This window comes from Actinacidiphila yanglinensis, assembly GCF_900107965.1.
Taxonomy (GTDB): domain Bacteria; phylum Actinomycetota; class Actinomycetes; order Streptomycetales; family Streptomycetaceae; genus Actinacidiphila; species Actinacidiphila yanglinensis.
In genome coordinates this window covers 141,323-157,015 of record NZ_FNVU01000001.1, presented here as the reverse complement: position 1 = coordinate 157,015, position 15,693 = coordinate 141,323, and the positions used below count along the sequence as shown (strand labels likewise).

At 75.9% G+C, this 15,693-nt stretch carries 11 protein-coding genes; 6 read left to right on the top strand and 5 right to left on the bottom strand.

What is annotated here, in order from left to right; translation table 11 throughout:
- Positions 1-5: 5 nt before the first annotated feature.
- Positions 6-1,070, top strand: a complete 1,065-nt coding sequence (locus C4U44_RS41385; RefSeq protein WP_103883577.1) for a peptidoglycan-binding domain-containing protein — start codon at positions 6-8, stop codon at positions 1,068-1,070.
- 41 nt (positions 1,071-1,111) lie between these two features.
- Here C4U44_RS41385 and C4U44_RS00700 read toward each other — a convergent pair whose 3' ends face one another.
- Complete coding sequence (locus C4U44_RS00700; RefSeq protein WP_103883576.1) at positions 1,112-1,696, bottom strand: hypothetical protein; 585 nt, start codon at positions 1,694-1,696, stop codon at positions 1,112-1,114.
- A gap of 360 nt (positions 1,697-2,056) precedes the next feature.
- Between C4U44_RS00700 and C4U44_RS00695 the strand changes: the two genes are divergently transcribed.
- The 4 genes from C4U44_RS00695 to C4U44_RS00680 all read left to right on the top strand — a co-directional run bounded on the left by C4U44_RS00695 (position 2,057) and on the right by C4U44_RS00680 (position 7,570).
- Positions 2,057-2,728: an HAD-IA family hydrolase gene (locus tag C4U44_RS00695; protein WP_103883575.1), complete on the top strand. Its 672-nt coding sequence runs from the start codon at positions 2,057-2,059 to the stop codon at positions 2,726-2,728.
- Positions 2,729-2,856: 128 nt separating this feature from the next.
- Positions 2,857-3,690 carry a nucleotidyltransferase domain-containing protein gene (locus C4U44_RS00690; protein WP_103883574.1) on the top strand — a complete coding sequence of 278 codons (834 nt, stop codon included), beginning with the start codon at positions 2,857-2,859 and terminating at the stop codon, positions 3,688-3,690.
- A 22-nt stretch (positions 3,691-3,712) separates the two neighbouring features.
- On the top strand, positions 3,713-4,192 hold the full coding sequence (locus C4U44_RS00685) for a diadenosine tetraphosphate hydrolase (RefSeq protein WP_103883573.1): 480 nt from the start codon (positions 3,713-3,715) through the stop codon (positions 4,190-4,192).
- Between the two features lie 186 nt (positions 4,193-4,378).
- On the top strand, positions 4,379-7,570 hold the full coding sequence (locus C4U44_RS00680; protein WP_103884130.1) for a discoidin domain-containing protein: 3,192 nt from the start codon (positions 4,379-4,381) through the stop codon (positions 7,568-7,570).
- Positions 7,571-7,738: 168 nt separating this feature from the next.
- Here the strand turns inward: C4U44_RS00680 and C4U44_RS00675 are convergent, their stop codons facing one another.
- The 4 genes from C4U44_RS00675 to C4U44_RS00660 all read right to left on the bottom strand — a co-directional run bounded on the left by C4U44_RS00675 (position 7,739) and on the right by C4U44_RS00660 (position 14,497).
- On the bottom strand, positions 7,739-8,515 hold the full coding sequence (locus tag C4U44_RS00675) for an alpha/beta fold hydrolase (RefSeq protein WP_103883572.1): 777 nt from the start codon (positions 8,513-8,515) through the stop codon (positions 7,739-7,741).
- A gap of 392 nt (positions 8,516-8,907) precedes the next feature.
- Entirely contained in the window at positions 8,908-12,585 is a 3,678-nt protein-coding gene (locus tag C4U44_RS00670; protein WP_103883571.1) for a hypothetical protein, read from the bottom strand.
- Between the two features lie 188 nt (positions 12,586-12,773).
- Positions 12,774-13,367, bottom strand: a complete 594-nt coding sequence (locus C4U44_RS00665) for a TMEM165/GDT1 family protein (RefSeq protein ID WP_103883570.1) — start codon at positions 13,365-13,367, stop codon at positions 12,774-12,776.
- Positions 13,368-13,603: 236 nt separating this feature from the next.
- Positions 13,604-14,497, bottom strand: a complete 894-nt coding sequence (locus C4U44_RS00660; protein WP_407642757.1) for an ABC transporter permease — start codon at positions 14,495-14,497, stop codon at positions 13,604-13,606.
- Positions 14,498-14,805: 308 nt separating this feature from the next.
- On the opposite strand from C4U44_RS00660, the gene C4U44_RS00655 reads away from it, so the two are divergent.
- Positions 14,806-15,681, top strand: a complete 876-nt coding sequence (locus tag C4U44_RS00655) for a DedA family protein (protein WP_103883569.1) — start codon at positions 14,806-14,808, stop codon at positions 15,679-15,681.
- Positions 15,682-15,693 lie beyond the last annotated feature (12 nt).

Sequence of the window (15,693 nt, the reverse complement as noted above, 5' to 3'; positions counted from 1 at the left end):
ACGGCATGATCGAGCGCGGCAGCACGGCCGAAGGCATCACCCCGGGTAACCCGCCCGTCCCGGAGTCCGCTCCCGGCGGCGGCCCGGACGCAAGCCCGGACGCGGGCGCCGAGGACGTCGGCGGCATACGCGCCGCCGAGCGGGCCGCGGAACGCGCCGCGGCCGTGGCGGCCGTCGAGGGCTTCCACCCCCTGCGGCTGCGCCCCTACGTCGCCGAACCCGGCGACGAGGTCGGCGCGAGCACCGTACGGCGGCTGATCGACACCACCGAGCCGGACACGGCGCCGGGCGAGGAGGGCCCCGCCACCACCGACCTGGGACTGTTCCCGGCGACGTACGCGGCGATGGAGTACGCCACCACCCCGCGCGACGGCGGCCCCGACGCGGACCACGGCGACGCCCAGGACGCGGCGCACGGCCGGCACCGGCGGCGCCGGCGCGGCCTCGTGGTGGCGGCCGCGGCGGTCGCCGCGTCCGCGCTCGCGGCCGGCGCCGTCGCCGTGAGCGGCCAGATAGGCGAGGAGCAGCACGGCACCGACCGGGCCCTGCCCGACCGGTCCACCTCGATGCCGGACGTCGTGCTGCCCTCGGACGCGGCCCAGGCCACCGCCTCGACCGCCGCGCCGATGACGCAGCGGGCCACCCCGCCGGCCGCCGACCCCTCCGCGAGCCCGTCGACCACTCCCGCCACGTCCGCGCCCGGCAGTTCCACGCCCTCCGCGCCCTCGACCTCCGCGAGCCCGCCCGCCTCCGCGGCCACCTCGCCCCTCACCTCGTCGAGCCCCTCCGGCACCGTGACGACGACGCCCGGGGACGGCACATCGACCACCCCGCAGGTCCTGGAACTGGGCGACTCCGGCCCGGCCGTCGCCGACCTCCAGCGCCGCCTCACCGAGGTGTGGGCCTACAAGGGACCGATCGACGGCGTCTTCGACCAGCGGGTGAAGAAGGCGGTGGCCACCTTCCAGGTCTGGTACTGGGTCAGCGACTCCCCCGACGGCAGCCACGACGGCGTGTACGGGCCGAACACACGCTCCGTGCTGGAACGGCAGACCCAGGGCGACTCCTAGGGCCTGGAAGGTTCCACCGGCCCGGAGCGCCGGCCACCCGTTCAGGACGGCTCTGGACCGGCCCCCTCGACGTACTGCAGCAGGCCCCAGGTGAAATGCGCCACGATCCGGCCGCCGGTCCGCGGGTCGGTCAGCGCCAGCCTGGCCCGGGACGGCGCGTCGGGCGGCAGTGGCGCGGCGGGCGGGAAGGCGCGGGCCGCGTCGTCCACCGTGCACGACCACGGCGTCAGGTCGGCGACGGCCTTCGGCCGGGGCGGTTCGGCCCCCGGCGCGCGCACCAGCCACTCGTTGACGACCGCCCCGCCCCCGCCCGGCAGCGTGACCACCTCGAACCTCAGGTCCGGCCACAGCGGTACGGGCCACAGCGCCGCCCGCAGCGCCAGATCCCCGGCGCGCTGCTCCCGTACGGCCTCCGGGGGCCCGAGCGCCGTACGGTAGCGGGCCTCGCCGCGCGGGAAGCCGCGGCTGTGCAGCCGCGCCTGCCACCTGCGGTGTGCTTCCCTCAGGTCGGTGTGGTTCGCGCCCAGCGCGCGCAGCGCGTCGTCGACCAGGCCCGGCTGGTGGTCGGCCATCCGCCGCAGCAGGACGAGCTGGAACTGGAGCGGCCCGAAGGGTTCCGTGGGCATGCGGCGAGTCTAGGCCGCGGCCCCGGGGTCCCCGAGCCCCGCCGGGTCGCGGGGGTCCCCGCCCCGCTCCCGTCCACCGGCCCGGGGGGAGGGGTGGCGTCGCCGCCGCTTCTTTTGTATGTTGTGGGAACAAAGTGGTTCCGCCCGCTCACCCTGACCGGCGGGCGGGGCCATGGAGCAGTGGGGTTACCGTCAGGGGCGGTCGGTGCGGCAGCAGTCGCGGCGGCCGCCCCTCACGCCGTTCGGGCCACCCCGTGCGGGATGGCCCCACCCGGGCCGCATCGAGGGGCCCGCCATGATCACGGCCGAGCGCCGCCGACCGCGGCCCGCCGGAAGACCTCACACCCAGGGAGCACGTCGATGACACCGCCCACCGCGTCCACCGAGTTCCGCGCCCGCGCGCTCCTGCTGGACATGGACGGCACCCTGGTCAACTCCGACGCCGTCGTGGAGCGCTGCTGGCGGCGCTGGGCCGAGCGCAAGGGCCTCGACCCGGCGCACGTCCTGTCCGTCGTGCACGGCCGGCAGGGCCACGCCACGATGGCGGTCCTCCTCCCGGACCGGCCCGTGGCCGAGAACCTCGCCGAGAACGCGGTGCTGCTGGCCGAGGAGACCGCCGACACCGACGGCATCGTGCCCGTCCCCGGCGCCCCGGCCTTCCTCGCCTCCCTCCAGGGCCACCCGCACGCCCTCGTCACCTCCGCGAGCGTCGACCTCTCCCGCACCCGCATGGACGCGGCCGGACTCCCCCTGCCCCCGGTCCGCATCACCGCCGAGAGCGTCAGCGCCAGCAAGCCCGACCCCGAGGGGTTCCTCAAGGGCGCCGCCGAACTCGGCTTCGCCCCCGCGGACTGCCTGGTCTTCGAGGACGCCGAGGTCGGGATCGCGGCGGCCCGCTCCGCCGGGATGCGGGTGATCGGCGTCGGCCCCCGCGCCGCCGCCCACCACCCCACCGCGCACGTACGGTCCCTGGAGCAGGTCGGCGTCACCGCTGCGGCCAACGGCACCCTCGTGGTGACGGTGGCTCCGTAGCGGTACCTGCCACGCGGTGTCCGGAGCGCGGGATATGACGTCCCGTCATATCCTCGTGGGCCGGGGTGCCGACGCGCCCGGCCGCTTACTCGTTCGCCGCGGGCGGCCCGTTTCCGCAGACTGGTCCGATGGAGCGTCTGGCGGGCATCGCGAACAGGCTGGCCGAGGTGGACGGCGTCGTGGGGGTGTGCCTGGGCGGGAGCCGGGCGCGGGGAACCCACGCGCCCGACTCCGACTACGACCTGGGCCTGTACTACCGGCCGCCGCTGGACACGGCGGCCCTGCGCGCGCTCGCGGCCGAGGTGACCGGCGAGCCGGTGGAGGTCAGCGAGCCGGGCGGCTGGGGTCCCTGGGTGGACGGCGGCAGTTGGCTCACCGTCGACGGCCACCGCGTCGACTGGATCTACCGCGACCTGGACCGGGTGCACCGCGTGTGGCGGCAGTGCCGGGCCGGGCGGTTCGAGATCGGCACCCAGCCCGGGCATCCCCTGGGGGTCTACTCCCACGCGTACGTCGGCGAGTTGGCCGTCGGGCGGATCCTCGCCGACCCCGAGGGGGAACTTCGGTCCCTCCAGGAGGAGTCCCGCCGCTATCCGGAGCCGCTGCGCGCCGCGCTCGTCGGCAACGCGCGGTGGGAGGCTCCGTTCATCCTGGGCGGCGCCCGCAAGGGAGCGGCCCGCGGCGACGCCTTCTACGTCGCCGGCTGCCTCTTCCGCGCGGTCGGGCTGCTCGTGCACGCCCTGCACGCCCATGCCGGGCGCTGGGTGCTCAACGAGAAGGGCGCGGTGTGGTCCGCGGGCGAACTCCCCGATGCCCCACCCGATTTCGCCGCCCGGGCGCATGCCCTCTTCGCCGAGCTCGGCAGCACCCCGCAGACGCTCGGCGCGGCGCTGGACGCCGCCGACGCGCTGGTCGCGGAGGTCGTGGCGAAGGTCGACCGGGAAGGGACGAGCACGTCCTGACCGCCGCGGGTAGGGTCGGGCCATGACCGACGGCTGGCGGGCGGACCGGATCAACGCGGCGCTGCGGGGCGCCAACCCGACCGTTCTGCGGCGGCTCGACGCGGGGTTCGCGGTGATCGGCGACGTGCAGTTCCTGCCCGGCTACTCGGTCCTCCTCGTGGACGAACCGGCCGTCCAACGGCTGTCGGACCTGCCGAAGGCCAGGCGGTTGTCGTTCCTGTCCGACATGGACCTGCTCGGAGAGGCGGTCGAGCGGGCCTGCCGGCGGCTGGACCCGGCCTTCCGCCGGGTCAACCTGGAGATCCTGGGGAACACCGACCCCTACCTGCACGCTCATGTGTGGCCGCGATTCGACTGGGAGCCGCCCGAGTTGGTGGGCCATCCCGTGTGGCTGTACCCGCCGGACCGGTGGAGTGACGAGCGGTTCCGGCTCGGCGCGCGGCACGACGCGCTGCGGGAGGCGATCGGCGGCGAGCTGGACGGTCTGCGTCCGGCGGTATGACGCCCGGGCCGGCCGGTGGCCGCGAAGGAGAGCCCGGCGCGTGGCGCGTGGTGCCCTTCCGGACCGGACGCCCACCCTCGCACGGGGGTTGACGGCACCAGGAGACGATGCGAAGAATGACCGCGTCATCGTGTCTGACAACGTTGTCGACGAGTGCCGTGGCCCGGCACCGAGGATGGAGTCACCGTGCACCAGCGCACCACCCCGCTGAGCCGTCGGCGTTTCACCCAACTGGCCGGGATCACCGCCGCGTTGGCGGCCGCCCCGGCGACGCTCGCGGCCGCGTCCCCCGCGCGGGCCGCGACCGGGGACGGTGGGACCGGGGCCGGGAAGGCGGCGGCCGGGGGGATCCGACCGACCAGCACCCCGCCGGACGCCGTCGCCGCCACCTTCCACCAGGTGCTGCTGCGCCACACCCGCTGGACCGAGACGCAGTGGGACGCCACCGCCGGGCACTACACGGCCACCGACTTCGGCTTCGCCGTCGTCCTCGGGCACGCGCTGCTGCTGACCCGCGGCGGCTACGACGCGAGCGTCGCGGGGATCGACGAGGACACGCTGCGCTCGCGCACCCTCGCGACCCTCACCCACTTCGCCGCCTCCAACCGGCTGACCGGCGGCACCGAATGGGGCAAGACGCTCTTCTTCGACACGACCTTCCAGCTCTACTTCGTCCTCGCCGCCCGCCTGCTGTGGGACGAGCTGGACACCGCGACCCAGGGCAACATCGACAGCATCGTGCGCGAACAGGCCGCATACACCACGTCGTTGGGCTCCGGCAACGATCCGCTGTCGGCGGGCTGGACGCCCGACGGGCTGCTCGGCAACCACGTCGGCGACACCAAGCTGGAGGAGATGGGCGTCTACGCCCAGTCCCTGGCGCCCGCCCTGGCCTGGGCGAGCGACGACACGCGTTACCCCACGTGGAACTCCTGGTACGGCACGTGGAGCCGCAACGAGACCGGCCTGCCCGCCGCCGACCTCGCCAACCCGACGGTCGTGGACGGCGTCCCGGTCAGCGGCAACACCGCGCAGAACCTGTACGACACCTTCATCGTGGAGAACCACGGCTCGTTCGGCCCGCACTACCAGTGCGAGCTGTGGCGCACCTCCGGCCGCAACACCGCGCACTTCCTGACCTCGGGCCGGCCGATGCCGGAGGTCCTCGCCGCCCAGCCGAACGCCGACCGGCTGTGGGCGTCGACGCTCAGCGTCATGAGCGACGCCGGCGAGCCGCTGATGCCGATGGTCAACGACCGCGAGCACCTCTACGGGCGCGACGTCATCCCGGTCGCCTTCCTCGCGCAGGTGCTGGGCGACCGGGCCGCCGCGCGCGCCGAGACCGCGCTCGCCGAGCGCCTGCCCGCGTACCAGGCGTACGCCCCCGCCGACCGGATCACCAAGTTCTCCGGCGAGCCCAAGTACGAGCCGGAGGCACGCGCCGAACTCGCCATCAGCTACTTGCTGCACGAGTGGCGGGCCGCGCAGCACGAGAAGGTCACCGCGCTCACCGCCGAGGAGCTGTTCCACCAGGCCTCCGGGGTCACCGACTTCGGCACCGGCCCCGGCCTGGTCTCCCACCAGACCCCGCGGGCCTGGGCGGCGTCCGTCACGAAGCCGGGCTTCGTGAAGTTCTGCTGGCAACCCGCCCACGACGACTGGCTGTTCTCGCTCAGCGGCAGCACCCCGATGTTCCTGCCCGCCACCACGGGCAAGGTCGCCACCCGCACCGTCGCCACCCACACCACCCTGCGCGACGGCCTCGACGCCAGCGCGGTCCTGCTCGCCCTGGACAGCGGGTACGCGGGCTTCACCACGCTGCCCGGCGGCGAGGTCGTCTACGCCACCTCCGGCACCGGCGCCGGCGAGGGCCGTATCGAGGTCTTCAACCTCACCATGCCCGGGGTGCCCGGCCTCGACGGCAGCCGCACCTACACCACCGCCGACGGCTCGGTCACCGTCGCGGCCGCCGACACCGGCAACGCCGGGCACCCGACCAGCGGGCCGCGCACCGACAACCTCACCTTCACCCCCGGGACGTACCGCTACCTGCGGATGCAGGGCCGCCGCGGCAACCCCCAATACGGCTACTCCGTCTACGCGTTCGAGGTCCGCGACGGCGCCTCGGGCGCCGACCTGGCGCAGGGCCGCACCGCCACGGCGTCGTCCGCGGACAGCGGCAAGGGAGCCGCGCTCGCCGTGGACGGCAACGCGACGACCCGCTGGGCGGTCTCGGTCGCCGAGCGCACCCGCGCCGACAGCTGGCTGCAGGTGGACCTCGGCGCGCCCGCGGAGGTGGACCGGGTCACGCTGAGCTGGGAGACCGCGGCCGGCCAGGCGTACACCGTGCAGGGCTCCACCGACGGGTCCAGCTGGACCGACCTGGTCGCCTACCCGCCGGCCGACCTCTCCGGCGACGGCGGCTGGATCAGCGTCGACGGCCGGGCCGGGCTGATCGTGCGCGGCGCCGCCAACCCCCTTGCCGTGTACGGCGACACGGTGATCCTCTCCGACGGTCCCGCCGAACGGCTGCTGGTCGAGGGCCTGCCGGACGGCAGCCCCGCCGCGGTGCGGGCCGCGGCCGCGCGCCCGGCTCCCACCACCGACCACGACGCGGTGCGCGCCTCCACCGCGGGCGGCCACCTGAGCCTGTTCAACCTCTCCGGGGCGGCGGTGACCGCGCAGGTCGCACTGCCCCAGGACACCCACGCCGTCACCCTGTACGCGGGCAGCCAGACCGTCACCGCGGACGGCACCGCCTACCAGGCCGAACTCGGTGCCGCCACAGCGGCGTTGGCCCCCGCGCGGGCCGTACTGCGCGCCGCCGGCGGCCGGCTGCCGCAGGGGCTGAGCGCCGAGGTCCGCGACGCCGCGACGGTCGTGCTGAGCGGCCCGTCCTGCCGCGTGGAGGTCGCCGCCCCCGGTGGACGCACGGTCCGCGTCACGCTGCGCGCCGGGCGCACCCGCACCGTCACGCTGCCCGGCGCCGCGCCCTACCCGCTGGACGACCTCGCGCTCGGCCGCGTCACCTTCCCGACCTCGCCGCTGCCGCCGGGGATGTCCGACCCCGCCGCCGCGGTCGACGGCGACCCGCACACCGCGTGGACGCCGGGCCCGGGCGGGCGCATGGTCGTCGACCTCGGCGCCGCCGTCCCGCTCGCCACGGTCACCGCGTCCTGGACCGGCGGGCGCGGCCCCGCGGCCCGGGTGGAGACCAGCACGGACGGGCTGACCTACCAGCAGGCCGGAACGCTCGCCGCCCGCACCACCGCGTCCCTCGCGGTCCGCGCCACGGCCCGTTACGTCGCCCTCGCCCTCCCGGACGGCGCCCCGCGCGGCGCCCGGTTGGTGTCCCTGGCGGTGACCGGAGCGAGCTGACGAACGGCGGGCGGCGGCAGCCCACCTCCCGGCGCTCCGGCGCCGGGACGGGCGCCCTCACGGCGGGCCCTTGATCGGCGGGGCCCGCCGTTCCGCCCGGCCCGCGGCCCGCTCCGCGGTGAGGTGCACCGGCGTACCGCCCCTCCGACGGTGCGCCGCGCGCGGCGCTCACCGGTGACCGGCGAGGAACTCCACGATCGCCGCGACGAATTCGGGCGCGGACGTTGCCGTCGTGTGGTCCCCCGGCAGCACCGCGCGGGTGCCGTACGGGAACGCCGCCGCCAGCTCGTCCGCCGAGTCGGCACGCTCGTCCTCGCTGCCGACCGCGACGAGCGTCGGCACCTGGACACCGCCGAGCGGCTCCTCCGGTGTGGCGACGATCGAGTCCAGCACGTGCAGCAGCGCGACCGGGTCCTCGTCCCTCGACCGGAGCCACTGCGCGGCCCGCTCCTGCCGCGAGCCCGGCTCGAAGGCCGCGCCCTCCGTGAAGACCTTCCGCAGGAACGATCCCGCGCCGCCTTCGGCGCCGCGCACCTGCTTCAGGCCCTGCCCGGCGACCACCGCGCGGCCCGGCGCCGCGCCGCGCACCAGCAGCCGCACCACGATGCGGCCCCCGAGCGAGTACCCCCCGAGGTCGTACGCGCCCTCGTCCAGGCCCAGATGGTCGAGGAGGGCGAAGGTGTCGTCGGTCAGCACGTCCGGCGGATAGGCCGCGGCGTCATGCGGTTTCGCGCTCCGGCCGTGCCCGCGGAAGTCCGGCAGGATCACCCGGTGGCCGTGCGCGGCGATCGTCTCGGCCTGGCCGTGGGCCGTCCACAGCGCCGCGTCCCCTGTGATGCCGTGCAGCAGCACGAGAGGTCTGCCCTCTCCCACCTCCCGGTAGGCGAGACGTGCGCCGTCAGGGCCGGAGAAGCCGGAGAAGGAGGACACGGGAGGGCTCGGCATGGGCGGGAGCGTATACCTGGTGAGTTGAGCGCCGCGGAGCCTCCGGAGGATGCCGCGGGCACGGTGCCGGGGGGCACTTGGGCACGCGGGCGGTGCGGCGCCGGGCAACCGCGGAGTACGGCGCCGACGCCCCTCCCCGGCACGGGGACGGCTCGCGAGCAACCCGGCCCTTGGCGCCGGCCGGGACGTACACCCGGTGGGTTGACCGCCGCCGGGCCGCCCGAGGATGCCGCTGGCACGGTACCGGCGTCGACGCGCCCGCCGGTCGGCAGGCGGACCTCGGGGTGTCCCGGGGAACGGCGCCGCTGCCCGGCGCGGGAACCGCAGGTACGCGCGCGGCCGCCCGGGGCGCCCCGCTCCACGCCTCCACCCGCGCCCCGCGAGGGGCCCGCTCAGGCGAGCAACTCCACCACCGGCGCCATGGGTTCCCACCCGGGATCGCGCCCGGTCAGCCGCTCGGTGACGCGGGCCCACGACGCCGGGTCGGCCCCGAGCCGGGTACGGACGAGGCCGGCGAGTTCCTCCAGCGCGGCGGTCGCCCCGGCCGGGGTGTCCGTACGGCGGGCGGCGCTGCTGAGGTACGCGAGGATCCGCGCGGCCGGAGCCGCGGTGTGCAGCAGGTCGGTCCCGGTGAGCATTCCCGCGCTGAGCAGGCCGTCGATCTGCGTGGCGGGCGGGCAGTGGTAGAGGCCGGCCAGGCCGTGGCGGGCCCGGGACCGGGTGGCCGCCACGCCGTCCGGCAGTCCGTACGGTCCGGGCTCCGGCAGCAACTCCGGGTATCGCAGGCGGAGTTCAGTGGGAGCGATCGACATGCCGACCAGCTCCTTCCAGAACGGCAGCGGCTCCTCCACGTGCGCGGCCTCCAGGGCCGGCCAGTCCACGTCGGCGAGGGTCGCGACCACCGTGCTGGTGGCGGCCCAGTGGTTGGTGCAGCGGCGGAGTTTCCTGATCAGCCGGGCCGGGTCGCGTTCACGGTCGATCCGGGCGCGGAGCACGGCGGCCGGGTCGGCGGTGGCCAGCGCCTTGACGCACAGCTTGGTGGCGGCCTGGCCGAGCAGTTCGCGGCCGACGAGCGCGGTGAGCCGGGCCGCGCCGCCGTACCGCAGGAGGTGCAGGCAGCCGACGGCCTGGTGGACGAAGCCGAGTTCGGTGCCGTACCGGGCGAGGATCTCCTCGATCAGGTCGGGTTCGGCCGAGCACAGCCACTGCGCTCCCCCGGCGGGCCGCGCGGCCGGGTCGGCCCGCAGCTCGGCCAGCACCCGGGACGCGACCGGGTCCGCGTCCGCCTCCGGCCCGACCCCGGTACGGGCGGCCGCCCTTGCCACCGAGCGCGCGACGACGCGGCGGACCACGAGCGGATCGCGGACGTGCCGCAGCAGCGCCAGGTCGGCCTCGGGATCGCCGTCCTCGGCCAGCGGCTCGACCAGCCCGTCGTCGAGCCAGCGCGACTCGGTGATGAGGATCCGCAGCGCCCGCGGATCGCGTCCGGCGAGCAGCCGCTCGAAGACCACGCGCGGGACGCGGTCGTGGCGCAGCACGTACGCGGCGAGCAACCAGGCGCCGTCGGGGCCGAGTCGGGGCAGGACCGCGTCGATCACCTCGGCGTCGGCCAGGCACAGCAGGGTGCCCGCCGGCCAGTCCCACAGGTGGTTTCCGCGAGCCAGCAGGGCGATGGCCTCGTCCGGCGTGCCCGGGCGGGGCGTGTGCCAGGCCCATGCCGGTTCCTCCGCCGACTCCTCCCCGGGAGCGGACGCGGCCGGCGTCTCGCCGAGGGAGGTCGCGCCGGACCGGGCCGCGGCCAGCAGCTCGACCCAGCTGGGCCCGTGAGTCTCGACGGGGGTCACCGAGCCGGCCGGCGCCCTGCCGGCGAGTTGTTCGGCCGTGGCGGCCAGCCGGAGCCAGGCATCGGGATCGGTGCCGAGTTCGGTGCGCAGCAGGCGGGCGAGCGCACGCCGCCACGCCTCCGCGAAGGAGAGCCGGCGCCAGTCGTGCGGGAGCAGCAGCATGCGCAACGCCGGGAGCAGGCTGGGCAGTTCGTCAGCGGGCAGGATGCCCTGGACGTAGGCGTGCTCGATGAGCATCGCGCCGGAACCCCAGCTCTGGGGCTGCGTCGCGCGCACGCGGGCGAGGCCGGGCGCGGTGTACCAGGGCCCGCCGCCCCTCGCGTCGACCCCGGCGGCGGCGCAGGCCCGGGCGAGCCAGACCGGGGTGGCGAGGCCGGGGGCGTCGACCTGGTCGTGGTGGGCGAGGAAGTGGAGGACGCCGGGGTCGACGGGATCCGGGCACGCCATGCCGGCCGGTGCCAGGGAACGGAGCAGGTCGAGGGCGGCGAGGGCGGCCCGCTCGTGGTCACGGCGCGGCGTGGGGGGCGGCGTGTACGGCTCCGCGGGCGCACCGGAGTCCCGGTCGAGGGTCCCCGGGTCGACGGCCCCCGGGTCCTGGGCTGCCGAACCCGCCCCGGGCTCGCCGGGCCCGGCAGGCGCGGCCGATTCAGCGGGAGCGGCGGTCCTGCCCGCCTCGGTGATCAGCTCTCGCAGACTGCCGCCGTGGCCGGGCAGCAGGCGGTCGAAGGCCGCCCAACTCAGCTCCCGATCGCCGAGTTGGGCGTCGGTCAGCGACCGCAGTTCCGCCACCGCGCCATCGGTGACCAGCCCGCGCCGGTCGACGGCGGCGAGCGCGGCCAGCGCGTGGCGCGCCGGGCGGGCGGTACGGATCAGCTCGACCGGGTCGAGCAGCCCGGCCGCGACCATGCCCTCGGCCCACCAGACCGCGCCGTCGTCCAGTTCCTCGGCGGCCAGCCGCCGCTCGGGCGGGGTGATGTTCCCCGCGCGCCGACCGCCCTCGCGCCAGGGCTCGTTGAGGACGCTCAGCCGGAACAGCAGGCGCTGCGCGTCGCTCGCCTCCTCGTGCCGGGCCAGCTCCTCGCTCGCCGTGGGCATGAAAGGGCTCTTCGCGTGCGCCTCGGTCAGCGCGGGCAGGTCCTGCGCGTACGGCTCCAGCAGCAGGTCGCGCAGGCTGCTGGTCCCGCGGGTGGCGGCCAGCAACCCCGGCAGCCGGCCGGGATCGGCGTACGGCTCGCCCTGCTCACGGAGGCAGTGCAGCGCGACGCCGGGCGTGTCCTCCCCCGCCTCCTCGGCCAGGGCGGCGGTGACGGCGGCGCGCACGGACCGGCTCACGTGCGGAGCGACCCCCGGGTCCCCGAGCAGGGCCCGCACCGCCTCGGGGCCGCCGCGCTCCCAGACCCGGACCAGTGCGTACTGCTGCGCCACCGCCCGCACTCCGGACCCCAACGCCCGTGCCACGAGCTGCGGATCACCGGAGCCGAGCAGCGGTACCAGCCAGGTGCGCGGCACCCCGCTGCCAGGGTCGGCGAGTTCGGCGCGCAGCGCCTCGTCCATCGGCACCGCGTCGAGCCGGTGGGCGAGGGTGCGGCGCAGGGAGGGTGTGGCGCGGGGATTGCGGTAGACGGCGGCCCCGACCGTGCCGTCCCCCACGGCGAGCAACCGCGCCAGCACCCGCGTGTCGATGCGGGGATGACGGGCCAGGGCCACGCGCGTGCGGGAGTCGCCGTGCTCGGTGACCGCCGCGACCAGGGCCGGTCCCGGCAGCGCTCCGGCGGAGAGCAGCCGTTCCAGCGTGCGGTCGGGTATCGCGGCCAGCGCCGCCGCCGCGTGCTCGGGTGCGGCGTGCCCGATCACCAGCGCGAACGTCTCCTGCACGCTGCGCGGCACCGGCGCGGTCAACCCGCCAGAGGGCGCGGCCGGTTGCGGCGGGGACGCGTCGGCGAGCAGCGCGGGCAGGGTGCCCCGGCAGCCCGCGAGCGCGTCATGGACGGCGAGCCAGCGCGCGCCGCTCCCGCCGAGGCATTCGCGCACCAGCGTCCGCAGCCGGCCGGCCGCTACCTCGTCGGCCCCGCCCGCTGCGGCGATCCGCGCCGCGGCGGTACGGGCCGGACGCGCCTGCTCCAGCGCCTCCACCGGATCTCCCCCGGTCGCCGCCGCCTGCGCCGGCGCGGACGCGAGGAGGTCGTGCACGATGTCGGCGGCCGAACTGTTCTGATATCCCGTCACATCCGCCACCCTACGAGCGGGGTCCGACAGCGAACTCCCCAGGCCGGACCACGTCGCCGGCGGACGATGGGCGCCGAGCGCGGAGGACCGGGCAGTGCCGGGAGCTTCCGCTCGTCCTCGGATGCCCCCGGGCCGCCGCCCGGCCGTACCGCGCCCCGCCCGGCCGGATCACGTCAGGTCACACGGCCTCACAGCAGCGCGGCACCCGACGCCGCCTCGTAGAGGCTGAGCGCGGCGAGGACGATCATCACGGCGGCCGCGGCCTTGGTGATCAGGGACAGCGGCACCCGCTTCATCAGCAGGCGCCCGCCGAAGATGCCGAGCGCGGCGACCGCCCAGAGCCCGAGCACGGCGCCGATGGCGACGGAGACGGGGTCGTCGTAGCGCGCGGCGAGGTTCGCGGTCATGATCTGCGTGAGGTCGCCGAACTCGGCGACGAGGATGAGCATGAAGCCCGCGCCGGAGACCTTCCAGAAGCTCTGGTCCGCCGGCGCCTTCACCTCTTCCTCGTCGTCGCCCTTGGACAGCAGCAGGATTGCGGCGCCGCCGAGGAAGAGGATTCCGACCACGCCCTGGACCCATCGGTGCGGCAGGAGCGTGAGCAGGCTGCCCGCGGCGATCGCGAGCGCCACGTGGACGACGAAGGCCGCGGCGACGCCGACGAAGACGTAGGAGGCGCGGTAGCGGGTCCCGAGCATGAGGCCGGCGAGCGCGGTCTTGTCGGGGAGTTCGGCCAGGAAGATCACGCCGAAGACGACGGCGATCACGCTGATGCTGAGCACGGAGAGGATTCCTCGATCGGTCGGTGCGGCCGTTACCGAGAGGACCACGGGCTTCCGGGGGTCGCTTCGGCACGGCAGCGTCGGGACACTGCGGCCGAAGGTCTCGCTGGCGGGCACGCACGGTGCACCGCCTCCGGGCGCCGGCCTGGGACGTCCCCGCACCTCACGGTGCGCGACGGCCCGGGCAGTATGTCGACGGTCCGGCGAAGAGCTACTCCCCTTCTGCTGCGGCCATCCTACGGCATCGTGCCGCCCGGCCGGGACGGAGCGGGCGGCGTCCGGTCACGCTGCGTGCCCGCTGTGGCACCCCGCGCATCGCCGCGCCGCCGGTACCAGGGGACCCGCACCGGGGCGCCCTGCCGGGGGCGGGTGATCCGGCCGCGGGCGACGAGTTCCAGCACCACCGCCACGGACACCGCCTGGACCACCAGGAGCGCGATCAGGACGAAGAGCTGCACCGCCCCGGCCGAGACGGCGCTCGCCCCGCCCAGCAGCATGCCGACGAAGGCGCCCGGCAGCGTGACCAGGCCCACCGTCCTGGTCTGGTCGAGGCCCGGGATCAGGGCCCCCGACGCCGCCGGGCGGGCGATCTCCATCCGGGCCTCCCGGTCGCTGAGGCCGAGCGCCATCGCCGCCTCCACCTCGCCCGCCCGCCCCGCCAGCTCCTCCAGGGCGCGCCGTCCGCCCAGCACGGTGGCGGTCAGCCCGCCGCCGATGAGGATGCCCGCCACCGGGATCAGCGCGATCCCGTCGATCGGCACCAGCCCGGTCAGCACCAGCAACGCCACCACCGGCAGGGCGCCGGCGCCGACCGGCACCGCGGCCCAGCGCCAGCTGCGGTCGCTCGTGACCCGCCGCCCCGCCGTCCGCGACGCGACCGCGTACATCACCAGGACGAAGCCCAGCAGCGCCGCCTGGTGCTTCACCACCCACCCGATCAGGGCGGAGACCGCCGCGAGCTGCACCGCCGCCCGGACGCCGGCCAGCAGGATGCCGCGCGCGTAGTTCTCGCGGGGGTCGGCGAGCCGGGCGTACGCCGCGACGCCCGCCGCGACCACGAGCAGCACCGCGAGCACGATCCCGAGCGTGCGGTCCACCGGCAGCAGTGAGGAGGAGGACGCCGTCGTCACGGGAATACCCACCTCACACTCGGCGTGCGGCCCCGACGCGGATTCCACGAAATCTGCGCCGAACCGTTTCCAGGAGAGTATTCCCGCCGTGATAACGCCGTGATTGTCTATTACGTCACGTACCCGCGCGGGAACCGGGGCCCGGCACTGGCGTACGCTGTACGGCTGACGGCAGATGAAGATCCGCCGCTCCTCGACGCAGTACCGGAAGCAGCTTTCCGGCGCACTTTCGCGGACGGGTTCGCAGGACGAATGCACCAGACCAAGGCACGACACGGGCGGGACCGGGCGAAGGGCGAGGAGGCGTAGTGCTGCACCACATGGGCTCCCTGTTCGACTGGCCCTGGATCTACGTCCTCGTGGGGCTCTCCGTCCTGCTCGACGTGTTCGTCCCCGTACTGCCGAGCGGCGTTCTGGTGATCAGCGCGGCCACCTCGGGTTCCACCGGCGCCAGGGACGGCGTGCTCGACATCCTCGTCCTGCTGGTGTGCGCGGCGACCGCGTCCTGCGTCGGCGACCTGCTCGCGTACCGGCTCGCCTGGCGTGGTGGGGCCTGGTTCGACCGGCGCATCGCCCGCTCCCGGCGGCTCGCCGCCGCCCACGAACGGCTCGGCCAGGTGCTCAGCAGCGGTGGTGGCGCCCTCGTGGTGCTGGCCCGCTTCGCGCCCGCGGGCCGCAGCGTCGTCAGCCTCGGCGCCGGAGCGGCCCGCCGCCGCCCGCGCGAGTTCCTGCCCTGGTCGGCCCTGGCCGGCGTGTGCTGGGCCACCTACAGCGTCGGCCTGGGCTGGGTCGGCGGCCGGTGGCTCGGGGCGAGCTGGTTCGGCACCCTGATGTCCTTCTTCGCGCTGCTGGGCGCGGGCGCCTTCGCCGCGATGATCTTCCGCCGCGAGCGGCGGCACGCGATCGAGGCGGCCGCCTTCGCCGCCGCGCAGCTCACCGCGGAGCCCCTCCCCGCGGAGCCCGTCCTCCCCGAGCCCCTGACGGCGGCACCGCTGGCCGTGGCGCCGCTGGCGGCCTCGCCCCTGGGCGCGACGGCCCTCACCGGGCAGATCGGGCCGCTGATCCCGCCGCTGCCCACGTTCGCCCCCTCGTTCTCGGCCCCGTCGCTGTCCGCGGGCCCGCTCGGCGGCATCCCGCCGCAGACCACGCCACCGGAGCGCGGCGCGGTGATCGAAGCCATCTGAGCCGCGCGCCGG